Annotated in this window: 21 protein-coding genes and 2 pseudogenes; 8 read left to right on the top strand and 15 right to left on the bottom strand. The window is 37.2% G+C overall.

Annotation, left to right across the window (positions count from 1 at the left end; genetic code table 11):
- Nucleotides 1-106: 106 nt before the first annotated feature.
- The 4 genes from M2306_RS13995 to M2306_RS13980 all read right to left on the bottom strand — a co-directional run bounded on the left by M2306_RS13995 (nt 107) and on the right by M2306_RS13980 (nt 1,953).
- A complete protein-coding gene (locus tag M2306_RS13995; protein ID WP_259187505.1) occupies nt 107-580 on the bottom strand; it encodes a hypothetical protein in 474 nt (157 codons plus the stop codon).
- A 71-nt stretch (nt 581-651) separates the two neighbouring features.
- Nucleotides 652-900, bottom strand: a complete 249-nt coding sequence (locus M2306_RS13990; RefSeq protein WP_002988959.1) for a hypothetical protein — start codon at nt 898-900, stop codon at nt 652-654.
- Nucleotides 901-924: 24 nt separating this feature from the next.
- A complete protein-coding gene (locus tag M2306_RS13985; RefSeq protein WP_115092184.1) occupies nt 925-1,383 on the bottom strand; it encodes a cytochrome d ubiquinol oxidase subunit II in 459 nt (152 codons plus the stop codon).
- 3 nt (nt 1,384-1,386) lie between these two features.
- A complete protein-coding gene (locus M2306_RS13980) occupies nt 1,387-1,953 on the bottom strand; it encodes a hypothetical protein (protein WP_115092185.1) in 567 nt (188 codons plus the stop codon).
- A gap of 187 nt (nt 1,954-2,140) precedes the next feature.
- On the opposite strand from M2306_RS13980, the gene M2306_RS13975 reads away from it, so the two are divergent.
- Nucleotides 2,141-3,247: a DUF2891 domain-containing protein gene (locus M2306_RS13975; RefSeq protein WP_259187514.1), complete on the top strand. Its 1,107-nt coding sequence runs from the start codon at nt 2,141-2,143 to the stop codon at nt 3,245-3,247.
- Between the two features lie 36 nt (nt 3,248-3,283).
- On the opposite strand, the gene M2306_RS13970 is transcribed toward M2306_RS13975, so the two are convergent.
- From M2306_RS13970 to M2306_RS13950, 5 genes are all read right to left on the bottom strand, one after another.
- The gene (locus M2306_RS13970) at nt 3,284-3,634 is read right to left on the bottom strand and encodes a tRNA-binding protein (RefSeq protein ID WP_002988966.1); all 351 of its coding nucleotides are present in this window, start codon (nt 3,632-3,634) and stop codon (nt 3,284-3,286) included.
- An 84-nt stretch (nt 3,635-3,718) separates the two neighbouring features.
- Nucleotides 3,719-4,282 (bottom strand): 2'-5' RNA ligase family protein, encoded by a 564-nt coding sequence (locus M2306_RS13965; RefSeq protein WP_259187518.1) that lies wholly within the window; start codon nt 4,280-4,282, stop codon nt 3,719-3,721.
- 165 nt (nt 4,283-4,447) lie between these two features.
- Nucleotides 4,448-7,858: a DUF8818 domain-containing protein gene (locus M2306_RS13960; RefSeq protein WP_259187520.1), complete on the bottom strand. Its 3,411-nt coding sequence runs from the start codon at nt 7,856-7,858 to the stop codon at nt 4,448-4,450.
- A 198-nt stretch (nt 7,859-8,056) separates the two neighbouring features.
- Nucleotides 8,057-9,310 (bottom strand): aspartate kinase, encoded by a 1,254-nt coding sequence (locus tag M2306_RS13955; RefSeq protein WP_259187521.1) that lies wholly within the window; start codon nt 9,308-9,310, stop codon nt 8,057-8,059.
- A gap of 6 nt (nt 9,311-9,316) precedes the next feature.
- On the bottom strand, nt 9,317-9,787 hold the full coding sequence (locus M2306_RS13950; protein WP_181816769.1) for a GNAT family N-acetyltransferase: 471 nt from the start codon (nt 9,785-9,787) through the stop codon (nt 9,317-9,319).
- Between the two features lie 94 nt (nt 9,788-9,881).
- On the opposite strand from M2306_RS13950, the gene fbp reads away from it, so the two are divergent.
- Nucleotides 9,882-10,892, top strand: coding sequence for a class 1 fructose-bisphosphatase (gene fbp / locus M2306_RS13945; RefSeq protein ID WP_115092799.1), 1,011 nt, complete (start codon nt 9,882-9,884; stop codon nt 10,890-10,892).
- 51 nt (nt 10,893-10,943) lie between these two features.
- Here fbp and M2306_RS13940 read toward each other — a convergent pair whose 3' ends face one another.
- Nucleotides 10,944-11,372, bottom strand: a complete 429-nt coding sequence (locus tag M2306_RS13940) for a TerB family tellurite resistance protein (RefSeq protein ID WP_002988976.1) — start codon at nt 11,370-11,372, stop codon at nt 10,944-10,946.
- Nucleotides 11,373-11,627: 255 nt separating this feature from the next.
- On the opposite strand from M2306_RS13940, the gene M2306_RS13935 reads away from it, so the two are divergent.
- Both M2306_RS13935 and M2306_RS13930 read left to right on the top strand, forming a co-directional pair.
- Nucleotides 11,628-12,056: a deoxycytidylate deaminase gene (locus M2306_RS13935; protein WP_060874585.1), complete on the top strand. Its 429-nt coding sequence runs from the start codon at nt 11,628-11,630 to the stop codon at nt 12,054-12,056.
- Nucleotides 12,057-12,066: 10 nt separating this feature from the next.
- Nucleotides 12,067-13,647, top strand: coding sequence for a S41 family peptidase (locus tag M2306_RS13930; RefSeq protein ID WP_259187525.1), 1,581 nt, complete (start codon nt 12,067-12,069; stop codon nt 13,645-13,647).
- Between the two features lie 216 nt (nt 13,648-13,863).
- Here M2306_RS13930 and M2306_RS13925 read toward each other — a convergent pair.
- Nucleotides 13,864-15,931: pseudogene (locus tag M2306_RS13925) on the bottom strand (M13 family metallopeptidase).
- Nucleotides 15,932-16,172: 241 nt separating this feature from the next.
- On the opposite strand from M2306_RS13925, the gene M2306_RS13920 reads away from it, so the two are divergent.
- The 4 genes and pseudogenes from M2306_RS13920 (at nt 16,173) to M2306_RS13905 (ending at nt 19,577) form a co-directional block, all read left to right on the top strand.
- Complete coding sequence (locus tag M2306_RS13920) at nt 16,173-16,880, top strand: SCO family protein (RefSeq protein WP_115092193.1); 708 nt, start codon at nt 16,173-16,175, stop codon at nt 16,878-16,880.
- Between the two features lie 189 nt (nt 16,881-17,069).
- Nucleotides 17,070-17,310, top strand: a pseudogene (locus M2306_RS13915) (FeoA family protein).
- Nucleotides 17,311-17,328: 18 nt separating this feature from the next.
- Nucleotides 17,329-19,437, top strand: coding sequence for a ferrous iron transport protein B (feoB, locus tag M2306_RS13910; protein WP_002988990.1), 2,109 nt, complete (start codon nt 17,329-17,331; stop codon nt 19,435-19,437).
- 5 nt (nt 19,438-19,442) lie between these two features.
- Nucleotides 19,443-19,577, top strand: a complete 135-nt coding sequence (locus M2306_RS13905; RefSeq protein WP_002988992.1) for a FeoB-associated Cys-rich membrane protein — start codon at nt 19,443-19,445, stop codon at nt 19,575-19,577.
- Nucleotides 19,578-19,682: 105 nt separating this feature from the next.
- Here the strand turns inward: M2306_RS13905 and M2306_RS13900 are convergent, their stop codons facing one another.
- From M2306_RS13900 to nuoL, 4 genes are all read right to left on the bottom strand, one after another.
- Complete coding sequence (locus M2306_RS13900) at nt 19,683-19,928, bottom strand: hypothetical protein (RefSeq protein WP_259187540.1); 246 nt, start codon at nt 19,926-19,928, stop codon at nt 19,683-19,685.
- A 493-nt stretch (nt 19,929-20,421) separates the two neighbouring features.
- Nucleotides 20,422-21,801 (bottom strand): NADH-quinone oxidoreductase subunit N, encoded by a 1,380-nt coding sequence (locus M2306_RS13895; RefSeq protein WP_115092199.1) that lies wholly within the window; start codon nt 21,799-21,801, stop codon nt 20,422-20,424.
- 48 nt (nt 21,802-21,849) lie between these two features.
- Nucleotides 21,850-23,283, bottom strand: coding sequence for a complex I subunit 4 family protein (locus M2306_RS13890; RefSeq protein ID WP_115092200.1), 1,434 nt, complete (start codon nt 23,281-23,283; stop codon nt 21,850-21,852).
- A gap of 9 nt (nt 23,284-23,292) precedes the next feature.
- Nucleotides 23,293-25,179, bottom strand: coding sequence for an NADH-quinone oxidoreductase subunit L (nuoL, locus tag M2306_RS13885; RefSeq protein ID WP_115092201.1), 1,887 nt, complete (start codon nt 25,177-25,179; stop codon nt 23,293-23,295).
- Between the last annotated feature and the right edge of the window lies 1 nt (nt 25,180).

Here is a 25,180-nt window from a genome sequence, read left to right as displayed (position 1 = left end):
TATTTTGTGGTGTTTTGGCGTTCTTTTGAATCGAATAAAGCAATAAAAAAGGCGAAATCAACTTGATTTCGCCTTTTTACGGATATTAAATAATAAAATAACTACATTATGGTAGTGGTTGTCCTACAGGTATTTCACAGCTGTGTCCTGGTTGACCATGTGGAGGGTTGATTTTTCCACTATTCGCTGTTGCAGGTTGTCCTTGTTCTTGCATGATGCGGTTTTTTGCCTCATCATTAACTAAGAATGGCTGTCCTTGGTTACTAGTTGCTGGTTGCGCAGAAGTTTGCATCGCATTACCACCTCCTGGAGGTGTATCTAATGGAGCTCCTACTGGAATATCACAACGGTGTCCTGGTTGTCCATGGGCAGGGTTGATATTGTTGTTCGCTACAGCAGCACCTTCGTTTGCTGTTGCTGGAGTACTCTGAACAGGCGTTGCTTCTCCATCAGCTGGCGTAGCAGGTTGTTCTGTTGTAGTCCCATCAATAGAAATATTTGAAGGTTCTTTTCCTGTATCTTTACAAGCAGTTAAGCCTAAAAGTAATAGCGTGGATAACGCAAATAAATAATTTTTCATGATTAGCCTATTGGTTTGTTAAGTAAACTTAACTAATTTTTATTGGAAAAAAAATAGTAGCGTGTTAAACCTTATTCGTCCGCTGTATTTTTTTCTGTTGTATTTTCTTTCATGTCTTCTTTCATTTTGAAAGAACTCATACCAGAAGAACTGTTTTCTTTCGTTCCGTGCATCGGAATTTGAACAGGCTGTGATCCAGATGTAGAAGTAGTCTGTTCGCGTTTAATGTACTGTGGCTCCTGTGTTTCTTTACTTTTGTCTGTACAATTGGTCAATCCCAAAGCAAGAACAAATAAAGGGAGTATAGCTGATAATCTCATAGTCATTCGTTTAAAATTAAAGAACTATTCCGTTTCTGGAATAGCGGTTGTTGGCTCTAAATCCGTCAAAGCCACTTTCTTTTTCTTTAAAAATAAAAAGAAAATAGCAGAAAAGACCCAAGCAACCCAAAATAAATAGACCCCAATATGAAAATTGCTCTTCATGTATTTGTGTGAGGTAGTCGTGAAATCTAGGTAAGTAAAATAGGCTGCACCAATACCAAGTAAGATCGTAAAGATGGAAAGCGCATTGGCAATTTTAGCAGGGGTGAAATACTTGAAGAAAGCTAAAATGACAATGAGAAAAAGCTGAATAGCAAAAATAAGTGCCGCTGTTTTCCATGGAGATTTCAGCACCAAGTATTCGCGATATAAAAAGGTAATGCCCATACGTCCCATAAAGGACATCTTAGCAATCATAAAGGACATTAATACAGCCATAAGTGCCTGTATTAAAACTAAAATGAAAATGTTTTTTCCCATCTGTTAATTTGTAATTCTCCAACCTGTTTCTTCTGCGTATTTCATTTTGAATTTTTTCGTAATAAATTCCGTATTTGGAGATTTATCTTCTTTTAAGAAATGAAAAGGCGTTGGATTTTTCTTTAGCATAACGGTCGCTGTTGCCGATTTTTTACCTTTAGCATCCAATTGAAAACCATTGTCTTTGTCCACCAAGTATTCGATGGTTTTAATTTTGATTTTATTGCCTTTTTGCTCTAGTACATACGGATGTGCCTTTTCCGTTAGCTTAATGGTTCCTTGCCAAATGCTATCTTTAGAAAGAAAACGTTTCTTTGCGGTGAAATCAGCAAGATTTAAATACCCTTCATCCGCTAATTGTTGATAGCGCTCAATCAGTGCAGCATCTTTCTTTTGTCTTAATTTGGTGTCGCCTACCGTAAATGTTGTGCTCTCATATATGGGTTGCGTTTCCATGTATGATTCAATGGCACTAAGGGCTTTGGAGGAATTTAGCGATTTATTATCACAGGAAATAACCGTGAGGGTCACTAAAAATAAACCTACAAATGATACGATGAATTTTTGCATTTTTTATTTCAAATGTACAAAAAAGTAGCAGGCTAAAACGTATTAATTTTAGATTGGATTCTTTTTTGTAAGAAATATAATATCAAATAGTTAGGTGGGTATTGATGTGCTAGGGGAACAAGAATATTCGAATTTTTGAAGTCTTTATTTTCAAATAATTCCTACATTAGGCAATAAAAGTAAAATCATGAGAAAAATTAGTGTAGGTGCCCTTGCCGGATTGTTGTTATTGGGATGTACACCCAAAGAGAAAAAAGCAGACGAGGAAGGAACGAAAATGGTGGAGGAAGTTACTCCTTTGACGTTGACTATCAAGGAAGCTGAAAAAATTATTGCGTTGCCTTTACACTGTATTGAACAAGAATACCCCAATAAATTGGGTCAAGTGTTAGGTGCTGATTCAGACTTAAAAACACCGAAGCAATTACGTCCTATTTTTTATGGTTGTTTTGATTGGCACTCATCTGTTCATGGGTATTGGTCGATTATTGAATTGATGAAGCGTTTTCCAGCACTCAATGAAACACATCAAATTCGCAAACACCTGAATACGTTGATTACAGCAAAAAATGTGCAAGTAGAATTGGCCTTTTTTGATGATCCCAATAATAAAACGTTTGAGCGTACCTATGGATGGGCTTGGTTATTCCAACTACATGGTGCTTTAGCAACTTGGGAAGATGAGGATGCACAGCGTTGGGCGAAATTACTAGAGCCTTTAGCCAAAGTATTAATGGAGCGCTATGAAACTTATTTACCCAAATTGAATTACCCTATTCGCACGGGAACACATGATAATACAGCTTACGGTTTATCGCTGTCTTTGGAATATGCGCGATTAATGAAAGAAACGGCTTTTGAACAGCTACTGGTTGAAACGGCAAATCGTCTATATGCGAAGGATACCAATTGCAATCTAGCCTTTGAGCCTAGTGGGCATGATTTTCTTTCTCCTTGTCTAGAAGAAGCTCGATTGATGAGCAAGATTCAAGATGCAGCTACTTTTAAAACGTGGTTGACGGCATTTTTACCAGAAATATTTGAATCGGATTTTCAATTGGAAGTTGGAAAAGTATCGGATCGAACAGATGGACACTTAGTTCATTTGGATGGATTGAATTTCAGTAGAGCCACTTGTTTAAGTGATTTGGCTAAGAAATTACCAGAATTAGCCCATGTAAAAGCCATTGGGAAGCATCATTTCGAATCTTCTTTTGGCAATATTACAAACGATGATTATATGGGAAGTCATTGGTTAGGAACCTTTGCCTTATACGCTTTACTCCATCAATAATATAAAAAAAGGTTTCGCCATGCGAAACCTTTTTTATTATCCTATTCTCAATCCGTTTTTAACGGGTTTGTCTAAACTCATTAGGGTTACTTCTTTGCCTTCCACTGCACCCATAACCAAACATTCACTCATAATATTGGCAATTTGCTTTGGAGGAAAGTTAACAACCGCAATCACTTGTTTACCAATTAATTCTTCAGCGGTGTATAATTTTGTGATTTGGGCAGATGTTTTTCTCATTCCAATTTCTTCTCCAAAATCAACAACTAATTTATAAGCAGGATTGCGGACTTCTTTGAATTCTTCGGCTTGAATAATCGTACCAACGCGCATTTCTACTTTCATAAAATCATCCCACGTTAGCGTATTATTGTTGCTGTTTTCCATAATTTAAGTTTTGTGTAAACTCAAAAATAAAGAAAAAATAAAAAAGACGACTTGCCAAATGCGAAAAAGATCAAATCCACTCGTTTAAAATAAGGTTAATTGTGTTTCTTCTGATGTGGGTTGGGATAGAAAAGGATAATACTGGATAATATCGAATTGTCTACGCTCCATATTCAGTCGACGCAGTACAATTTGGTTGCAACAAAAGGAAAGGTTCGGTTGTTTGAATGTCGCATAGGCTTGTTGGATCTTAGCTTCTTCTAATTTTCGCCCAATAGAAAGATGAGGATCTGTGCATTTGTAGGCATTTTTCAATTGTAGGGTTTGAAAGAGCTTTTGTGCATAGGATTTTAATTGAGGTTTAGCAATGCCGTCCACTTCAAGGAAAAAAGTGCCGTTGGGATAAGTTCCGAAAGAAGTTAGATGAGTTTCAATAGGAGCAAACCCCGTACAACAACGCGTAATTTGTTGATGCATGCGCGCAATATCTTTTTCACTGGCCTGAAATTCCGCAATTGTTAAATGAGCCAGCGAATTTTTACTGTGATACCACCCAATAACTTCTGCTAAATCTAACTTCATGATTTTGACTTGTTCAATCAAAACTTCATCAGGCTGAAAACACAAAGAATATTTATCGCTATACATGGTGGTTTATAGTTTACAGTTTACGGAGAACAGTGTACCGTTTAGTTTCTAATCTCAATTTTTGTGAGAAATAAGAAGTGACAGTTACTGGGTAAATTGCCTTTGCCACTACGGGGTTTTACATCACACCGCCTCACCTTCTCACCACCTCACTTCTTATCGCCCTTAAAAAAACGCTCTCAACTGTACGCTTCCCGTGTGAATAGTTGCTGTTGATTCATTGCTTCTTCCTTGATAATTCAAACTTAAATCCAAGTAATTCGTTAGGTTTTTCTGGAACATCAATCGCCAAGTCATATTCTTTCCGGGTTGTAATCCTTCCAACATTTGATAACCAATAGGCGAAAAGGCATTACCCGTAAAGGTATTCTGAAAAAAGGAGAATTCACCATTCATCGTGAATAATTTAATCTGATTCACAGCAAAAGACACACCCAAACGATGTTGCTCTAAGGTTTCAAAATCAGCCGTTTGGTTTTTCTTTTCCTGGAAATTATAAAAGATATCTACTTGTGCTTGAGAGGAAAATAAATAGGATAATTTCGTCTCAAAACCTTGAATTTGGAGTTCGTAATTCTTACTAGCATACGAAGGCGACTTTGTTTCTTGTTGGGTTGTTTTTCCTAAAAGATCTACCAACCAAGTTTTTCGGATCAAGTGATTATAACCCAATTGATGCGTTTTAATGGTGTTTTCCGTTGAACCAAAAGACAGTAGATTTTTACTCTTCGATTGGGTATACATATAGGTTACGCTATGGCGTTTTTTTCCGCGATTGTAATACAAATAGTTGTTGAAGTTCTCGAGTAATCCCACCATTTGTTCCTCATCAGCAGTAAAAGGATGAAGTCGAATCTGGTTGCCTTTCTTCAAATCTTTGCGGTCTATACTATAAGACGTTTGGTTGTAGAAGAAAGCTAAAATTCGTTTGATACCCGTCTCATTTTGCCAAAGCGCTGCAGGGTTCAAGGTTAAGGTCTGCGTGAACTTATTTTGGTTGGTCGGTAAAAACACCTGACTCGGTAAGTACAAACGGACATATTTCCCTAAATCAGGGTAGGGCGCAAGCTCAAATTCTTCCAATTCTTGAATGCCATTGTTGTTGTAATCAATCCACATGTATTGTCCACGACCAGGTTCCACCTCTAAATAGGTGTATTCTTGTTGCGCAATTGTTCCCGCACTGATTTCATATAACGTGTGGGATTGAACAAATCCTTTGAAAAATTGGTCGCGATAGGTGAGGACACTGTTGATTGTATTTTCAGTGGGTTTATTGGTGTCTTCATGGCGAACCGATCGATAATTCGCATAGAGATTCAAATCCCTTGTTTCAGACTTGAGCAATTGGGATTTGAGATAAAAGGTATGAGCTTTCGAAAAACGTTGCAGTTGATTGTTTTGCAAGCTGTCATTTAAGCGAAATTGATACCCCAATTCGATATTTTGTCCTAGAGAATCTCCTTTACCGATAAATAAATCAAGGGAGGAATAACGGTGACTCAACGGATTGAGTAGTTGAGTCTCTTGATTGGTTTCTTTATTTTGTTCAAAGTCGAGTTTCGTCCCTATATAATTGGCACGCCAGTGGTATTTTGCTTGAGAATGACTTTGAATGAAGGTCGTTTTAGAGGTTAATCCATCCGCTTGCATCAAGCTGTTCTGTGTTTGGATCAACCAAGGATCTGCTTGCCATTTCCCAGCTAAATTTTGTCTATTTCCCTTGTAATCTGTACCAAAATTGAGCTGCTCAAATAAGTAAGTAGCACTTGCTTTACCAGGGAGGAGAAATTCCAATCCTCCTGTGACTAAACTCTGGTTGCCTTCAGCATATTGTAGATTCCAATCGCGATCAAATTCAATTGAGAATAAATTCTCTAAAGCATGGAAATTTTTATGGATGAATTGAATATCAGTTAGCACATTTAGTTGCGCTTGATTGTGCGTCCACAAACGTTGTTTTCCTTTCAATGCAGTAGCCCAACCTTTGTTTTCTTCTTGGTCAACAGAAGAGAAAAGGTTTGCATCGTGATTGCTAAAGGCAAGCTCCAAATCGACAGCAGTCTTTTCAGAAGGATGATAAGCGGCGTTAATTGTTGCGATGGTATTTTGTATGGGAGCAATAAGCTTTACGACAGGGGAATAGTTCCCTTGCGGAATACCTCCCACAGGCGCTCGGTATTCATAAATACGCCCAATAGACTGTGTACTTTGTATGACGTAATCTCCTTGATTGTTCCCTACCGCAGTAAAAGTAACGTGATAGAGTTCTGCTTCAGGATCGGTGGAAAATACAAAATAATACTGCCCTTCTGGGGTTTGTTCTCGAGTATACAACACTTTATTCTGGGAATAGGTGTCTCTATAAGCAGAAGGAGCAATCATGCGATTGGGGTCGTTTCCTGCTTGTTTGAGGATGTCGATTTGCTCTTCCGTTAGATTCTGTTGAAGGGATTGATTTTTTAAATCGGTTTCTGTAAATACACTCAACCCCAATTGCCAGGTTTCAGCCTCATGTTGAATATTCCCATACCCCACAAAACGCGTGTAATTGCGATCGGTATATTGATACTCCACAGCAATTCGCATATCTGATGTAATGGGATATCGCGTGGTAAAACGCAATTCGCCCGAATTATAATCAATAACATAGTCATTTTCCTCTCCTCGTTTGAGCAGTAAACCATTGACGTATACTTTTTCTGAACCAGAGACAATGAGGATGTACAATTCTCCATTGCTCCCCTTTAATTTATAAGGCCCTTGATTGCCTTCTTGTCCATTAAACGTACTTCGGGTATATTGTCCTCTCGCTAAGGCTGCCGCTGCTTCAACAGTTGTTTTACTTTCGCCGTGATCAAAGACAAAACGCGTAGATAATCCCTGTACTTTTTTATTGAAATTTAAAAAGCGTCTCGCTCGATTTTCTAAGTAAATATCTCCTGCGCGAATCGACCAATCATCGGAGAATAGCTCGATAAAAATCTGGTCGAATTCATTAATTTTCTGTGAATATCCGCCGTATTGTAAGGGTAAATTATTATCTTGTATGGAAGCGCGAATCTTGACGCGATCCGATAAATTTCCCGTGATTTGTAAATCTAAATTAGAAGAAGTAACCGCACTTTGATTGGTTCCCATCGTTAGCCCTCGAGATAAACTTCCCATTGTATTTAAACCCTCAAACGGAACAAAAGCAGCGCGGTTGTTGGTCTGATGTTGATAGGTAAAACTCCCCGCTTCGTTGGGAACAATACGCGAGGTATCATAATAACTAATCGGCGTCGTTAGGAAAGACGGAAGTTCTAAATAGTAGACCGTTAACGGAAAGGCGAGATTCGCTTGGAGTAAGGTAACGGTATTGGTATCAAAATCGATGCGATAAGCCGATGTTGGAACAACCACTTCTTGGGCATCTAGGATTTCAAAATAACTGTTGTTTAAAGGAGTGAGTGGAAGTTGCAATGTGGTTTGTTGCTCTTCCCATGTCCGTTGTTGATACAGCGAATTTCCTTCTTGTGCATAAGTACAAGAATACCAAAAAAGGAAAAGAAAAAGAAATCGCTGTAGGTTCATGTAAGTATAAACTCCAAAATACCAAAAGTAGTGTATTTAACCCAAAATTAACGAAATCTCAGGCAATGAAATTTTGAAACGAAGGAAGTGCAGACGCTTTCCTTAGGGGAATGAAAAAAGCAGTGTAATGAAATCAGTTTGGTACCAAAAAGAATGAATAGAGATAAAAAAAGCCTCAACGACGTGAAGCTTTTTTCTTTATTCTCTTGTCACCATTTGCATGGTTTCTCTATTTACTTGTTTTAATAACAGGGTTTTATCTTGTAGGATACGGTCCGCTGAGGTTTCGTCAAAATGGCGAATGGTATAAAGCGAAACATTTTCATTATAGCTGACGCGATATTGATCATTTAGTTTTTGACGCAATTCTTCAAAGTGATTGAATTTATCTTCCACACAAACAGAAAAGCTAATCGCTGAGTTTTGGATGACATTCACCTTGATGTTGTATTCACAGAATAATTTGAAAATATCACTGATGTTTTGTTCCATAATAAAAGAGAAATCTTTTGAAGAAAGAGAAATCAACAATTGATTTTTCTTTACGATGAAACAAGGAATTGCTGGTTTTAGATCAGCTCCTTTTGATACAGAGGTTCCTGCTAGCGTTGGGTTGACAAAGGATTTTACATATAGGGGAATTTCCTTTTGACGCAGGGGTTGTAAGGTTTTAGGGTGGATGACAGAAGCACCATAAAAGGCTAATTCAATAGCTTCTTGATAGGAAATCTGTTCCAATAATGTAGTCTCGTCAAAGTAACGTGGGTCTGCATTGAGGACGCCTGGTACATCCTTCCAAATGGTTACGCTTTTTGCATTCAGTGCATACGCAAAAATTGCAGCTGAATAATCCGAACCTTCTCGACCTAATGTAGTCGAAAAACCATTGTAGTCTGATCCGATAAAACCTTGGGTAATATATAATTCTTTTTTGTCTATTGCTTGTGTAATAGCAGATTCAGTGCTCTCCCATTGCACATTGGCATCGCGATACGTCGTATCTGTTTTAATTAGATTACGCGCATCAATCCACGTATTTTCAATGTTGCAACACAGCAAATAATGATGTAAAATCGTTGTAGACAGCAACTCTCCATAGCTGACAATCTGATCATAGACGAAATTGTAGTTGGGCGATTTGTTATTGAGTAAAAATGAAGTGAGCGATTCAAATAGATGATCGACGGCTTGATAAACGGCATCTGTTGAATCGGTGAATAAATCGTGTAGAATCGCAAGGTGATAATCTTTCACTACTTGAACCGATTCGGCCAAATCAAAACGATTTTGAAAATAGTTGTGCACCACAACTTCTAAGGCATTGGTTGTTTTACCCATTGCAGAGGCAATCAGTAAACTATCTGAATAACCGACAGTGCGCAAAACTTGACCTACATTTTTTACATTATCGGCATCTTTTACCGAAGCTCCACCAAATTTATATATTCTCATTGTCCACTAATTATTGATAAAGGCATGAATACCTTGTTCATCCATTTGCACCGTATACCAATCTTCCAAAACATGTGCACCTGATTTCTGATAAAATTCAATAGCGGGTTGATTCCAATTTAAAACCACCCATTCTACGCGTCTTACCTGTTCTTCTTTGGCTAGTTGAATCACGTTTTTATATAAAGCCATTCCCGCCCCTGTTCCTCTTGCTTCTGCTGTTACGATGAGGTCTTCTAAATGGATAGTTTTGCCTTTCCAAGTAGAATATCGATAGTAGAATAGGGCCATACCAATAATTTCACCTTCGTGCTCTGCAACTAATACGCGAAAAAGGGGATGGGCGCCAAAACCATCTCGAATAAGGTCCTCTGGCGTTAGGACAACTGCATCGGGTTGCTTCTCGAATGTGGCTAATTCTTGAATTAATTGTAGTACAGCTGGCATATCAGCTGGAGTAGCGGCTCTAACATTCATGTCTTTTGTTGGATTTATGGTTAATAACTTCATTTGAATGACAAAATTAACGATATTTGCACAGCAAAATACACAACTAAAGAATCATTTTTCCATGACAACAAAAAGACACCAAACACTAGGGGAGTTTATTATTGACAAACAAGAGGATTTTAAATACTCATCGGGAGAGCTTTCTCGCTTAATTAACTCTTTACGACTTGCAGCGAAGGTAGTTAGTCATCAAGTAAACCAAGCTGGTTTAGTTGATATCGTAGGAGCTTTTGGTACTGAAAATGTACAAGGAGAACAACAACAAAAATTGGACGTTTACGCGAATGAGGTTTTTATCAATACGTTAGTTAATCGCGAAATTGTATGTGGAATTGCTTCTGAAGAAGAAGATGATTTTATTACTATTCAAGGAAAAAAAGGAGATAACGACAGTAAATACGTGGTATTGATTGATCCATTAGACGGATCTTCTAATATTGATGTAAACGTTTCAGTAGGGACTATTTTCTCTATCTATCGTCGTGTAACGCCTACTGGAACTCCAGTGCAATTGGAAGACTTCTTACAAAAAGGAGAAAACCAAGTAGCAGCGGGTTATATTGTGTATGGTTCATCAACGATGTTGGTGTACACAACAGGGGCAGGAGTAAATGGTTTTACGTTGAACCCAGCAATTGGAACGTTCTACTTGTCTCATCCAAATATGAAAATTAAAGAAGACGGAAGTATTTATTCCATCAACGAAGGAAACTATATCCAATTCCCACAAGGGGTGAAAGATTACTTGAAATATTGCCAAGAAGAACAAGGAAACCGCCCTTATTCAGCTCGTTATATCGGAAGTTTAGTTTCTGATATTCACCGTAATATTTTAAAAGGAGGAATCTATATTTATCCAACAAGCACAAAAGCACCGAAAGGAAAATTGAGATTGTTGTATGAATGTAATCCAATTGCTTTTATCATGGAACAAGCGGGAGGAAGAGCATCAGACGGATATAGCCGTATCATGGAAATTGAACCAACGGAGTTACACCAACGTGTTCCGTTCTTCTGTGGAAGTAAAAATATGGTGGAAAAAGCGGAAGAATTTATGGCTTTGCACCAATAAGAAAATAGCAAGCACCAAAAAGGGGGTTTTACATCGTAAAACCCCCTTTTTTTAATGCTTTATTTTTTGAATTTCTGCTATAAAAGTATCGATATCAACTTCTAGGACTAAGAGTGACAAAGATTTGTTTACAATCAAGTCAATATCTCCTGTAAATCCAAGAGCAGAAGCAAATTTGCGCAGGATATCCTTTTGTTTAGGTCCCAAGATGTGATTCACATAGACCATACGAGCCAAATCATACAAACGCTCAATTCTGTTAATTTCTAAGTAAGGAGGGTTAACGGGGTATTTTTCGGGGCTGGCCATGATTTTATCATAATCATCTGTTGAGATATCCAATTTATCTGCTAATTCATTTAAGAATTTAAGCTCTTCTTCACTGATATCTCCATCCGCTAAGGCAACGCGTACAATAGAAGCAAAGTGCCCTTTGTTACGCTCTTTAAAATCACTGTTATATAAATCTAAATAAGCCATATGAGTTCTTTTTTGTTGTTAATTGGTTTAAGGTGTTAATTAGAAGTAATGTACAAAAAATCTTTATAATAATGCGTGTTTGAAGCAAAAAAAAATGAAGGTCAAAAAGACGCTAATGATGGAGATAACGGGAGTTAGGGAGTCTTAAATAAGTAATTCTACTAGGATAATTACATTATTTCAAACGAGTATAGAGAGTCACGTGAAACTTATGTGTATTTTTGTCGTATATTAAGAGTTATAAAATAGAGGTTTATGTCAAATCCTAAAGTAACTAAGTACGATAAGGCGTATTTGCGTATTGCACGTGAATGGGGCCAATTGTCTTACTGTAAGCGCAAAAAAGTTGGTGCAATCATAGTCAAAGATCGCATGATTATATCGGATGGATATAATGGAACACCTACAGGATTCGATAATTGTTGTGAAGATGAGAATGACCAAACGCATTGGTATGTATTACATGCCGAAGCCAATGCTATCCTTAAAGTAGCAAGTTCTACCCAAAGCTGTCAAGATGCAACTTTATATATTACCATGTCTCCTTGTCGTGATTGTAGTAAATTAATTCATCAAGCGGGTATAAAACGCGTGGTGTATGTGGAAGGATACAAAGATATGGCTGGAATTGATTTTCTACATAAAGCCGGAGTTGAGGTGGTCCACATCGAGGACCTAGATTAATGCGTGTGCTATGAAAAAGTTTTTTTGGCCTTTTATTGTTGCAATTTCTATTTCCCTTGGCGTTTTGTTGGGTGGTTTTTTAGTGTCCGCTTCTCAGCGTTCACAAGGTAACTTTTTTACCAATCACAATAAACTAAAACTAAATCGCTTGCTCGATTTCATTGAGCAGGAATACGTGGATCAAGTGGATACAGATTCAATCGTGGATCGGACAGTAACCACCATCCTAGAACAACTCGATCCCCATTCGGTTTATATTGGCAAAGACCTCATGAAAGAGGTGACAGAATCGATGCAAGGAAGTTTTGTCGGTATTGGGGTGCAATATTATTTGTATCAAGATTCCCTAGCTGTGATTAAACCAATAGAGGGAGGCCCTTCTATTCAAGCTGGTATTCTGGCTGGTGACCGCATCCTCAAAGCAAATCAAGAAGTATTATATGGAAAGGAAATCTCTTCCGATACGATTTCTTCTGTATTAAGGGGAGATGAAGGCACTGCTATTACCCTAGAAGTGTACCGTAAAACCACCAAAGAAAGAAAAAATATCAAGGTAAAACGAGAGCCTATCCCATTGAAAAGTGTCGATATCGCTATTAAGTTGGACAACCAATATGGCTATATCAAAATCAATCGCTTTGCGAGCACAACCTACGAAGAGTTTCAAGCGGGATTGTTACAACTTATTGAAGAAGGTATTCAAGGGTTGATTATTGATTTACGCGATAACAGTGGTGGCTATATGGATCAGGCGAGCAAGATCTTAAATGATTTATTGCTGACGGATCAAACCATCGTTAAAACGATTAATCGCGGCGGACAAGAAAAAGTAACCAAAGCGAAGAGCACGAATCTCTTTACGACGAAACCGCTTTATGTATTAGTGAATGAAAATAGTGCTTCAGCTAGTGAGATTATTGCCGGAGCGATTCAGGATAATGACCGAGGAACGATTGTTGGAAGACGTACTTTTGGAAAAGGATTAGTACAACGTGAATTAATGTTGGGTGATGGTTCTGCCATTCGACTAACAACAGCACGTTATTACACACCTTCTGGGCGTTCTATTCAAAAGAATTACAAGAATGGTATAGAGGATTACAACAACGATTTTCGTTCGCGTTATGAGCATGGTGAGTTGTATGCTGCCGATAGTATTAAAGTGGCGGATAGCTTACAGTTTAAAACACTAAAAGGACGAATTGTGTATGGAGGTGGAGGAATCGTTCCCGACTTGTTTGTTCCTATTGCTAGAAAACACGGCGAAGAAGCGATTGTCATGATGATGAAATCAGGAATGGTGAGCTATTATGTGTTTCAAGAAATTGATCAAGCGCGTCAAATGTATAATAACATGACCACAGCAGAACTGATTGCCTACCTACAAGCAGATAAAAAAGAATACAGCTCCTTTAAACGTCATCTAGAGAGTAATAAGTTGTTTTTCAAACTAGATCGCCATAAAGAATTAGTCATGCATTTTCTAATAGCTGAATATTTGAATCAATTGAAAGGACAAAAGGATTATTATGAATGGTTGTTGAAGATTGATCCAATGGTTTTAAAATTAGAAAAGGGAGAAGGGAAATGAGAGATGGTGAGAGGGTGAGGTGATGAGAGAAAATTCATTGATAGATAAAAAAATAAGGCTGATGGAAATTATTTTCCATCAGCCTTATTTTTTATAGAAATTGGAATTCATTTAAGAAGTTAAACTAAGAAGTGTTTAGTGATTCTCCACTGTATTTCGATTTCTCTTCTCTCCAAAAAAAAAGGTATTTCAATTCGAAATACCTTTTTTTTTATGTTACCAAATCTTAACTCGTTCTTCTGGTTTGATGTAAAGTTTGTTTGTTTCTTTGATATCAAATGCTTCGTAGAAAGCATCAACATTTTGCAAAGGAACAAATGCTCTATAATAACCTGGCGCGTGTGGATCTGTTTTCACTTGGTTTTTAACCGCTTCATCACGTGCTTTCGTTCTCCAGATTGTTCCCCATGAAATGAAGAAACGTTGTTCTGGTGTATATCCATCGATTAGACCTGGATCTCCATTCTCTTTCAAGTAGATTTTTAATCCGTCGTAAGCAGCATTCACACCACCTAAATCTCCGATGTTTTCACCTAAAGTAAATTTACCATCTACAAATACACCTGGAAGAGGCTCTAATGCGCTGTATTGATCTGCTAATTTATTACCTAATACTGTAAATCTTTCTAAGTCAGCATCTGTCCACCAGTTGTTTAAGTTACCATTCTTGTCATAACGAGCACCCGAATCATCAAAACTATGAGAGATTTCGTGCCCAATAACAGCACCGATACCACCGTAGTTGATTGCCTCATCTGCTTTATAATCGTAGAATGGAGGTTGTAAGATAGCTGCAGGGAATACGATTTCGTTGTATAATGGGTTGAAATACGCATTTACTGTTTGCGGTGACATTCCCCATTTAGTTTTATCTACTGGTTTACCGAAATCTTCTCTGTTTTTAGCTACTTCCCATTTCGAAGCATTTCTCATGTTCTCAAAGTAGTTTCCTTTAGCAGCAGGAGCTTTGATATCCATTTTAGAATAATCCTCCCATTTATCAGGGTAACCAATTTTTAACTGTAGTAGTCGCTAATTTCTCTAACGCTCCTTTTTTAGTCTCTTCAGCCATCCAAGGTAAGTTTTTGATACGCTCACCAAATGCTGTTAATACGTTTTTAATCATCGCCTGAGCTTTTGCTTTCGCTTCAGCAGGGAATTTTTCAGCTACGTATAATTGACCTAAAGCTTCACCAATTGTATTGTTTACAACAGCAAGTGCTCTTTCTTCAGCCGGTCTTTGTTCTTTAGCTCCTTCTAATGTTTTAGAATAGAACTCCCAGTTTGCTGTCTCCATGTCTGTAGACAATGTGCTAGCATATCCATTCACTAATGTCCATTTTAAATATGCTTTTGCATCTGCGATGTTTTTAGCTGATAAAATGTCATTTAATGCTTTCATATATCTTGGTTGAGAAACAACAACTTTATCGATGTTTTTCAAACCTGTTGCATTAAAATAAGCAGTCCAATCAACTACTGGCGTTGTTTTTTGTAACTCAGCAATTGTCATTGGGTTATACGTTAAACGGCTATCTCTGCGTTCTACTCTTGTTAAACGAGGCTCAGCCATTTTTGTTTCGATTGCTAAAACGCGTTTTGAATCTGCAGTAGCTTCTTCTTTTGATTCACCTGCCATCTCTAACATACGCGCTACGTGTGCAACGTATTGTTCGCGTTTTTCTTTCATGTCAGCATCTTGCAACACATAATAATCACGATCAGGTAACCCTAAAGAACCTGTACTTAAATAAACCGTGTTTTCATTTGAGTTTTTTGCATCCGCATATACATAAGAAGAATAGAACCCTAAACCACCTTCGTCCGCTAAGTCATTGATTAACTTCGTAACATCAGCTGGAGTTTGGATCGCGTTGATTTGATCCAAGTAAGGTTTTAGAGGAGTTACACCTACACTGTTACGCGTAGCATCATCTAAATACGTTTCAAATAAAGCAACCGCTTTCGCTTGATCTGATTTTGCATCCAAATCATGAGCTTCAGCTGCTTTCTTTAAAATAGCCAAGGCATCTTTATCTGTATTCTGTCTCAATTCATCAAAACTTCCCCAACGTGTTCTATCATTAGGAATTTCTGTGTTATCATACCACGTACCGTTTACAAAACGGAAAAAGTCGTCACCAGGATTAACACTTAGGTCCATGTACTCTAAGTTAATTCCGTGATTTTCTTGATCTGCAACTTCTTCTGTTTTCTTGCCATCTTTACAAGCAACTAATGAAGCTAGAGCTAGACCAGAGGTTAATAATACTCTTTTTTTCATTTGTATTTAAGTTTTTACTTTAATTCTAGTTTAAACAAAAATAGAAAATATCTTTTGAGTAATTTCCTTTTGAGGCTATAAATTGAATTTTTAGGAATAAATCTTCTTTTTTGGCGTGATTTATGGTTTTAAAATGCAAAAAAGTAAGGAGGCAAGCATAGAGGAAAGGAGTGTGGTTTTAAGCTAGCTTTAACGTATTTATAGGTTGGAATTTGTAAGTTTGTAGGAAACTCAAAGTATCATGTTTCAATTTTTTAAACGCTATAGATATTTCTTTCTATTTTTCTTTTTGATGAGTTGTGGAATTCTCGTTTTGTTTTACAATGCATTGAAATATAGAAAGAGCTTGCCAGTGTATACACCTTCCATGGTTAATCCAGAAATGGTAGATAGTTTAATTCAACACGAGGCGAATAAGCAAAGACACCGTATTGCTCCTTTTACTTTTATCAATCAAAATGGAGATACCATTACCAATAAAGATTACGAAGGGCATATTTATATCGCCGATTTCTTCTTTACTACTTGTCCAACCATTTGCCCTATCATGGGTGATAATATGGAGTGGTTACAAGATAAAATCAAAACACTACCGGGGGTGAAGTTACTTTCCCATACCGTTACGCCTGATATTGATAGCGTTCCAGTTTTGAAGGAATACGCTTTGAAGCGCGGAGTAGATGATTCCATTTGGAATTTAGTCACGGGAGATAAACGCGACATCTATTATATCGCCAGAAATTCGTACTTGGCTGTAAAAACAGGTTCACCAGAGGAGATGTACGACATGGTACATACGGAGAATTTCGTTTTAGTTGATAGTGAAGGACGTATCCGAGGATTTTATGACGGAACGAATTTGAATACCAAGGATCCTGAAAATAAAAATATGGAAGAACTATGGGAAGATATCCAATGGTTGTACCAACATGAAAAGGAAACGAAGTAAACGAATAACAAGAATAGAAGAAAGCCATGCTGAGAAAACAGCATGGCTTTTTCGTTTTTACCAAAATCCTAGTCTACAACGCAGATTCAAGACGTTGACTTAGTAGTATTTGGACTAATTAATCCTTAAATTATGTTCGAATTCTTTTTTTATTGCTTATTTTTGCAATGTGAATTAAATCTAAATAAGGTGAATACAACATTAGACTTATTGAAAAGAAATGAAAAGGGCGTAATTGCTGATTTTGACATGCATAAAGTTCCTTTAAAATTATTAGAAATGGGGATGTTTACCAGGTAATGCTGTTGAGCTTTTGGAAGTTGCTCCATTAGGAGATCCAATTTATTTCTGTATCAATGATACACATCTATCAATTCGCAAGGAATTAGCGAGAGAAATTGTAGTGAGCCTAGAAGGCGATTTGAAGTAAGATTAGTAGAACCAATTGATGAAAAAAGATATTAAAGTTGCCCTAATAGGTAATCCTAACGTAGGTAAAACCTCTGTATTCAATGCCTTAACAGGTTTAAATCACAAAATCGGGAACTATCCTGGTATTACCGTTGATAAAAAATCAGGTACAACAAAGTTAAATGATGAGGTAACCGCTACCATCATTGACTTACCTGGAACCTATAGTATCAATGCCAGCTCAGAAGATGAGCGTATTGTGTTGGATTTATTGTTTGATTCAACCAATGAAGACTATCCCGATGTAGCGATTGTCGTTGCTGAAATCGAAAACTTAAAGCGAAATTTACTGCTATTTACCCAAGTGAAAGAATTGGGATTCCCTACGGTTTTAGCCATTAATATGGCGGATCACATGGATGAAAAGGGAATTAGCATTCAAGTTGCTGCCTTAGAAAAGAAACTCAATACTAAAATTGTTTTGATGAGTGCCAAGAAGAAATTGGGTATTCAAGAATTAAAACAAGCTGTATTAGATTATAAAAATTATTCCATCGAACCTTGTCTGAATGCAACAGATGTTGATCCAGCATTCTTTGGAAAATTAGCCTTGACTTTCTCGAATTTATCTGTATTCAAGTTATGGATGATTTATTCGCAAGATATTACCATTGGAAATATTGGGAAGAAAGACATCGAGGCTAAAGGCATTCACTTGTCAGATAATGAAATAAAAAAATTACAACATAAGAAGACGATTAAGCGCTATCAGTTTATTAATGATACGCTGAAAGAAACGTATACACGTGATACAACAAAAGCAACGGGACTTCGCACGAAAGTAGATCGAATCTTAACGCATAAAGTGTATGGGTATTTGATTTTCTTCGGAATCATGATGTTGGTTTTTCAAGCGATTTTTGAATGGTCGAGTATTCCAATGGATTGGATTGATGAGCAATTCTCTAATTTAGGTTCATGGGTACATGAAGTAATGGAACCAGGTAAACTAACGGATTTAATAGCCGATGGTATTGTGCCAGGGATTGGGGGAGTAATGCCGTTTATTCCGCAGATTGCTATCCTATTCATGTTTATCTCTATTCTAGAAGAGACAGGCTATATGAGTCGTGTAGTATTCTTGATGGATAAATTAATGCGTCCCTTTGGATTGAGTGGGAAATCAGTAGTGCCTTTGATCTCTGGAAATGCTTGTGCTATTCCGGCGATTATGTCTGCGCGTAATATCGAGAATCCTAAAGAGCGATTGATTACCATCTTAGTAACGCCATTTACAACGTGTTCTGCCCGTATTCCGGTGTATATTATCATCATTGCTTTAGTAATCCCAGAAACGCGTTTATTTGGGTTCTTGAGCTTGCAAGGATTGACCTTAACGTTGTTCTATTTCATCGGATTCTTAGCAGCACTTGTGTCTTCTTGGGCGCTGAGCAAGTACATCAAAAGCGAACGCAAATCGTATTTTGTGATTGAAATGCCGAATTACCGTACGCCTATTATCAAAAACGTAGTGGCGAATATGTACGAAAAAACAAAGGCTTTCGTTGTGGGAGCTGGAAAGATTATTTTCGTATTGTCAATCATTATATGGTTCTTAGGTGCACATGGTCCTGGAGATAAATTTGAAAATGCAGAAGAGCACATGGCTCAAATGCACCAAGATAAAGAAGTATCAGAAGAGGAAATGAGTGAATATGTGGCAAGTTACCGCTTAGAAAACTCGTATATTGGTATATTAGGTAAATCGATTGAACCTGTAATCAAACCGTTGGGGTATGATTGGAAAGTGGGAATTGCAGTATTGTCTTCTTTTGTAGGACGTGAGATTTTTGTCGGTGTTTTAGGAACGATCTACAATGTAGGATCGGGAGATGAAAACGATGAAGATGGACGAATCAAACAAAAAATGGCTGCTGAGATTTGGCCAGATACAGGTGAAAAAGTATTTACCCTAGCAAGTGGAGTATCCTTGATGTTTTTCTATGCTTTCGCCATGCAGTGTACCGCTACAGTAGCGATTGTACGAAGAGAAACAAAATCTTGGAAATGGACCATTTATCAATTGGTCTTTATGACGGTTCTCGCTTATGTGGCAGCGTTTATAGCCTATCAACTCTTAAAGTAAAGTAGATGGATTACCAAGAGATTATCGTTTATGGTTTATTGCTTTTTGCCATTGGTTATTTTATTAAAAAAAGCTTTGGAAAGAAAAGTAACAAAAAAGGTGGAGGCTCTTGTGGGAGCGGAAACTGTGGATGTTCGTAACGCAATTTAGTACCTTATAGAGGTAAATAAATAAAAATAGAAAAGCAGTAGCAAACTAAGTTTGTTACTGCTTTTTTAATTATGAAAAATAGTTTAGTTGAACCCTTAAGTTCTGGGGTGTTTTAGATTTTGTAATGCATTGACTAACTCTAGCACGCCTTGTACATCTTCTGTGTTTAGTGCCAAGTCATCACTTTGTTGTGTGCAATTGTGCATGTAGAAAAAGAATAGAGCCCTGATACTTTTCGCATAAGAGGCAAAGTTGGGATTGTGGTTATACAATTGTTGCAAAAGAGAAAGATTGTGCCAATCATTGGCTGAAATGACACGATGTTGGGGTTTTGTACTCATAAGTTGTGATTTAAATAACCCTGGTATCCTCATGATGGAACTTGTGTACCATGCATGTGTTGTGCTGGTTGGTTTGTGTACAAGTACCAAAGAGGTCACTGGTGTTATAGTAAGTTAAAAAGTTAATGTTGAGAGTACTAAAATAGATTTTTTTTATTATAAAAATTAACTTAAGTTGTTGTAAATCTGTGTTTTATTTGTTTTGTGAACGAGATTTTTAGTTGTTGTTTGAATTGTTGATTTGGGGGAGAAAGGTGAGGAGGTAAGAATGGTGAGGGGGTGTGAATGGTGAGGCGATGAGGCGATGAGGGGGTGAGAAGATGAGGCGATGAGATGTAGAACCCCGTAGTGGCAAATGGCAATTTGCCAAGTAACTGGATAAAATTGAGAATGGTGAGGCCCTGTTCACCGTCAACTGTCAACAAAAAAAAGACCAAGTATCCAGATGAATACTTGGTCTTCGGTAATTTATTGAATTGTTATTTATTTGTTCTTAGTTGAATAATCCCAATACTAATGATGGGAATAAACCAAATACTACAACAGCAGCAACAGCGATTAAACCTACGATTTTGTAAGATAAAGGCACTTGGATTGTTGTTGTTCCTTCTTCCTCTTCTTGTGTTGTAAACATCAAGATGATAATTTTCAGGTAGTAGTAAATACTGATGAAAGAGTTAATTACCCCAAAGATGACTAAAGTGATGAATCCGTTTTTCACTGCTTCTGTAAATAAGAAGAATTTTCCGAAGAAACCAGCGAAGATTGGAATACCTCCCATAGATAATAACGCAACAGACAAGATAACCGCTAAAAGGGGGTTAGATTTGCCTAATCCTTTGAAGTTATTGATGTGTTCGTTATCTTTTCCTTTAGTTACAATGGTTAATACTGTAAAAGCGGCAATACCTGCGAACGCGTATGATGTAGCGTAGTAGAATAGGTTTGGTGTTGCACTACCTAATGCTGTTAAAGCCATCATCATAAAACCAGCATGTGAAATACCAGAGTACGCCAATAAACGCTTCATATTATCTTGACGTAACGCCATGATGTTACCCACAGTCATCGTTAAGATTGCAATGACAACAATAGCAGTGGTGTAGTGTGAAGGCATTTGGTGTAACAAGTTAATCGATACTTTATACAAAGTAGCAACCGCTGTTACTTTTACCAACGTACTCATCATCGCCGTTGTTAAGTTTGGTGCTCCTTGGTATACGTCTGGTGCCCAGAAGTGGAAAGGTACAGCAGCGATTTTGAAAAGCATACCGATAATAACCATCGTCACTCCTAATGCATACCAAACAGGCATTGGATTACTTGTGGTTAATTGTGTGATTTGAGCCAAATCAAAAGATCCTGTTGCTCCGTAAATCAAAGCAATTCCGAATAGAACTACCCCAGAAGCAAAAGATCCTAATAAGAAATATTTCATGGCAGACTCGTTACTCTTGATGTTGGTACGATCTGATCCACAAAGAATGTATAGGGTGATAGAAAGAATTTCTAATCCCACGAAAAACATCGCCATATTTCCAAAACTCACCATAGAAATCGCTCCCATCAGCAAGAATAATTTTAAAGAAATATAGTCTGATATTTTAGAAAATTGCGTTTGATAAAAGTCTTTACTCAAAGCAACTAACAAAATAGTTAATGCAATAAATAAAGAAGTAAAGGCACTAGAAAACTTAGTAGTCACAATCATATTGTTGTAATGGGCTTCCACCACATCAATTGTACAAAGCGTGTAACCCAGAATTCCCAGTAGTCCTACAATCGTTAGCGGGATGATTAATTTTCTCAAATTAATGATCTCTGCTAGTAGAACGATAACCGCTAATACTCCAACTGCTATTAATGTATTCATCTTTTATATTTTGGAATTATGGCTTCAGAATAAGCTGAATCTCAATTGTTATTTAATATAGGATACGATTTCAACCAAACTTGGTGTAATTAAATCGGTAATTGGTTTAGGGTAAACACCTAAGAAAATTACGGTGATTACTAATACGCCTAATACAATTTTCTCGTTTACTGACACCTCTTTAAATACTTTGGTATTCGTTTCCCCTAGCATAGATCTTTGGAACATACGCAACATATAGAAAGCTCCGAAAATGACACTTGTTCCTCCAATGATCGCGTACCAGATATTGATTTGCGATAGACCGTATAGTAAGCTGAATTCACCAATGAAACTGAATGTTCCTGGTAAACCAATCGAAGCAAATAACAAGATCATGAATAAAGAAGCGAATTGTGGCGCTTGTTGGCGAATTCCTCCCATTTCATTAATTGCTCTTGTTTCGAAGCGATTGTACATAATTTCAGCTACGTAGAATAAACCAACGATTACAAAACCGTGGGCTAGCATTTGATAAACTGCTCCTAGTAAACCATCTAATGTTAGGGTATAAGCACCTGCTGCAATTAAACCAACGTGAGCTAGTGAAGAATAAGCGAAAAAACGCTTGATATTCACTTGTTTTAGAGCTACGATTGATCCATATACTACTCCGATGATACACAATACTAAAATAGTTGGCATCAACTCTTTCGCTGCTGATGAAGTGATAGGTAATTGCCAACGGATGATCGAGTATAATCCCATTTTCAACATAATCCCAGATAAAAGCATGGTTCCAACAGTAGGTGCTTTTTCGTAGGTTGATGCCTGCCAAGTATGGAAAGGGAAAATAGGAATTTTAATTGCATAAGCTAAGAAGAACGCTAGGAAAATCCAGTATTGCTCTTGACTTGTTAAGCTTACGTTGTATAAATCTGCTAATAAGAAGCTACCTGCTTTTTGGTAAAGGTAAATGAACCCAACCAACATGAACAAAGATCCTGCAAAGGTGTAAATAAAGAATTTAAAAATAGCTTTTTTACGCGCTTCGAAAGTATCATTCCCCCATAGTAAAGCAATGAAGTAGATTGGAATTAAAGATAATTCCCAGAAAATATAGTATAAAAATCCGTCTGCAGCTAAGAATGTTCCAGTCATAGCGAATGACATAAACATCACTAACCCGTAGAATAGATTTGATTTTTCAATGTGATTTCCAAAAGAGGATAAAATGATTAGCGGTGTTAGCATCGTTGTTAATAAAACAAGGGCTAAAGCTAATCCATCCGCTTTTAGGGCAATGTGAATATTAGGATTCATAATCCATTGCGTCGTAAAACCGGCATTTACTCCTGAATTGTGTTGGCAAATGATGGCAATTGTTTCTACAAATGCGACTAACCCGAATAGCAAAGCAATTTTAGGGGCAAGTGTTTTATTTGCTAAAAACGTAGCAAATGCTCCAACTAATAACGTTAATAATAATATAGTTACGTTCATCTCTCTAAATTATCTTGCAATGAATAAATAATACAACATCAAACAGATTCCAAATACAAAGGCAAATAAGTACAATCCGATATTTCCGTTTTGTGCTTTTTTTCCTTGTAGTGATAATCCATCTGCTATTTTTCCTAATCCATAAATGGCTTCAGACAATACTACTTCTACTACATCTCTAAAGAATACTGCAAGCGCGTAAATTGGTTTTACAATTACTTTCATGTAGATTTCGTCGATATAGTATTTGTTGTATAATACCTTGTGGAATCCTGTCATTTGTTCATCTGCAGGAGGAAGTTCACCTTTTTTGATGTATTTGCTATACGCAATAAATAAACCAATACATGCTCCAATAACAGCGATAGCCATTAAGATGTATTCTGTCGTACCTAATACGTGTGGATGTGCGTTAGCACTGTTCACGATAATAGGCTCTAAATAGCTATTTAACCAACTGTTTCCAGGTAAGCTAATTGCTCCACCTACCACAGATAAAATACCTAAGATCCATAAAGGAACGGTAATGGCAGCTGGACTTTCATGTAAGTGATTCTTTTGTTCTTGCGTTCCTCTGAAATTTTTGAAGAAAGTCAAGTATAACAATCGGAACATATAGAATGCCGTCATGATAGACGCGATAGATCCGATTACGTATAATACTGGATTATGACTGAAAGCTGTTAATAAGATTTCGTCTTTAGAGAAGAATCCAGAGAAAGGAGGGAATCCTGAAATAGCGATTGTTGCTAAAAGGAACGTAGCATAAGTTGCAGGCATAAATTTCTTTAAACCTCCCATATTTCTCATGTCTTGTTCACCACCCATAGCATGGATAACAGATCCTGATCCTAAGAATAAACAAGCTTTGAAGAAAGCGTGTGTTACCACGTGGAACACCGCGATTTCATAAGCACCAAAACCAACAGCCATAAACATTAATCCCAATTGAGATACGGTTGAATAGGCCAATACTTTTTTGATATCGGTTTGTACCAAACCAATAGTAGCAGCAAACAAAGAAGTTACAGCTCCTACAATGGCGATGATATTTTGGATATGCGGTGCTAAGTCAAAAACAAAGTTTAATCTAGTGATTAAGAAGATACCTGCAGTAACCATTGTTGCCGCGTGAATTAACGCAGAAACAGGTGTTGGTCCTGCCATCGCATCGGGTAACCAAGTATACAATGGAATTTGAGCACTTTTTCCTACTGCACCAATGAATAAGGCTAAAGCAGCCCATCCAATCCACGTATTGATTTGGTGGTTTGTTCCGTGCATTAATGCTTCTTTGATCGTCATATAATCCAAAGATTGGAATAAGAAAGCCAAGATAAATACCCCAACTAAAAAGCCTAAATCCCCGATGCGGTTCATGATAAATGCTTTTTTAGCGGCATCGTTATACGACTGGTTTTTATGCCAAAATCCGATTAATAAGTAAGAACATAATCCTACACCTTCCCACCCGATGAATGTGATTAATAAGTTACTTCCTGTAACTAACACAATCATGAAGAAGATGAATAGATTTAAATAAGCGAAAAACTTACCGTAGTTTTCGTCATTTTTCATGTAGTTGGTCGAATACCAGTGAATCAATGTTCCGATTCCAGTAACAAATAACAACCACAACAAAGAAAGTTGATCCAGTAAAAAGCCAAAAGTAACATTGAAGTTAGCTAGGGCCATCCATTCGAATAGTTCAATCTCAATAGGTTGTTTGGTACTGTTCACCTGGATGAATGCCAATAGTGAAATGATAAAAGAAATTAAAACTGCTACAGTTGCGATAATTCCTGAACCATTACCTAATTTTTTTCCGAAGAAAACATTGACCAAAGACCCAATTAATGGGACTAATAATAAAAGTAAAATTACGTTTGTATCCATA

The sequence above is a fragment of the Myroides gitamensis genome (assembly GCF_029894455.1).
Taxonomy (GTDB): Bacteria; Bacteroidota; Bacteroidia; order Flavobacteriales; family Flavobacteriaceae; genus Flavobacterium; species Flavobacterium odoratum.
Note: the sequence above shows the minus strand (reverse complement) of the source record. Positions and strands in the feature narration are given on the sequence as shown.

What these genes read in the sequence shown, in the direction of transcription:
- M2306_RS13995 (WP_259187505.1), bottom strand. Translation starts at nt 580, where the DNA reads ATGAAAAATTATTTATTTGCGTTATCCACGCTATTACTTTTAGGCTTA.
- M2306_RS13990 (WP_002988959.1), bottom strand. Translation starts at nt 900, where the DNA reads ATGAGATTATCAGCTATACTCCCTTTATTTGTTCTTGCTTTGGGATTG.
- M2306_RS13985 (WP_115092184.1), bottom strand. Translation starts at nt 1,383, where the DNA reads ATGGGAAAAAACATTTTCATTTTAGTTTTAATACAGGCACTTATGGCT.
- M2306_RS13980 (WP_115092185.1), bottom strand. Translation starts at nt 1,953, where the DNA reads ATGCAAAAATTCATCGTATCATTTGTAGGTTTATTTTTAGTGACCCTC.
- M2306_RS13975 (WP_259187514.1), top strand. Translation starts at nt 2,141, where the DNA reads ATGAGAAAAATTAGTGTAGGTGCCCTTGCCGGATTGTTGTTATTGGGA.
- M2306_RS13970 (WP_002988966.1), bottom strand. Translation starts at nt 3,634, where the DNA reads ATGGAAAACAGCAACAATAATACGCTAACGTGGGATGATTTTATGAAA.
- M2306_RS13965 (WP_259187518.1), bottom strand. Translation starts at nt 4,282, where the DNA reads ATGTATAGCGATAAATATTCTTTGTGTTTTCAGCCTGATGAAGTTTTG.
- M2306_RS13960 (WP_259187520.1), bottom strand. Translation starts at nt 7,858, where the DNA reads ATGAACCTACAGCGATTTCTTTTTCTTTTCCTTTTTTGGTATTCTTGT.
- M2306_RS13955 (WP_259187521.1), bottom strand. Translation starts at nt 9,310, where the DNA reads ATGAGAATATATAAATTTGGTGGAGCTTCGGTAAAAGATGCCGATAAT.
- M2306_RS13950 (WP_181816769.1), bottom strand. Translation starts at nt 9,787, where the DNA reads ATGAATGTTAGAGCCGCTACTCCAGCTGATATGCCAGCTGTACTACAA.
- fbp (WP_115092799.1), top strand. Translation starts at nt 9,882, where the DNA reads ATGACAACAAAAAGACACCAAACACTAGGGGAGTTTATTATTGACAAA.
- M2306_RS13940 (WP_002988976.1), bottom strand. Translation starts at nt 11,372, where the DNA reads ATGGCTTATTTAGATTTATATAACAGTGATTTTAAAGAGCGTAACAAA.
- M2306_RS13935 (WP_060874585.1), top strand. Translation starts at nt 11,628, where the DNA reads ATGTCAAATCCTAAAGTAACTAAGTACGATAAGGCGTATTTGCGTATT.
- M2306_RS13930 (WP_259187525.1), top strand. Translation starts at nt 12,067, where the DNA reads ATGAAAAAGTTTTTTTGGCCTTTTATTGTTGCAATTTCTATTTCCCTT.
- M2306_RS13920 (WP_115092193.1), top strand. Translation starts at nt 16,173, where the DNA reads ATGTTTCAATTTTTTAAACGCTATAGATATTTCTTTCTATTTTTCTTT.
- feoB (WP_002988990.1), top strand. Translation starts at nt 17,329, where the DNA reads ATGAAAAAAGATATTAAAGTTGCCCTAATAGGTAATCCTAACGTAGGT.
- M2306_RS13905 (WP_002988992.1), top strand. Translation starts at nt 19,443, where the DNA reads ATGGATTACCAAGAGATTATCGTTTATGGTTTATTGCTTTTTGCCATT.
- M2306_RS13900 (WP_259187540.1), bottom strand. Translation starts at nt 19,928, where the DNA reads ATGAGTACAAAACCCCAACATCGTGTCATTTCAGCCAATGATTGGCAC.
- M2306_RS13895 (WP_115092199.1), bottom strand. Translation starts at nt 21,801, where the DNA reads ATGAATACATTAATAGCAGTTGGAGTATTAGCGGTTATCGTTCTACTA.
- M2306_RS13890 (WP_115092200.1), bottom strand. Translation starts at nt 23,283, where the DNA reads ATGAACGTAACTATATTATTATTAACGTTATTAGTTGGAGCATTTGCT.
- nuoL (WP_115092201.1), bottom strand. Translation starts at nt 25,179, where the DNA reads ATGGATACAAACGTAATTTTACTTTTATTATTAGTCCCATTAATTGGG.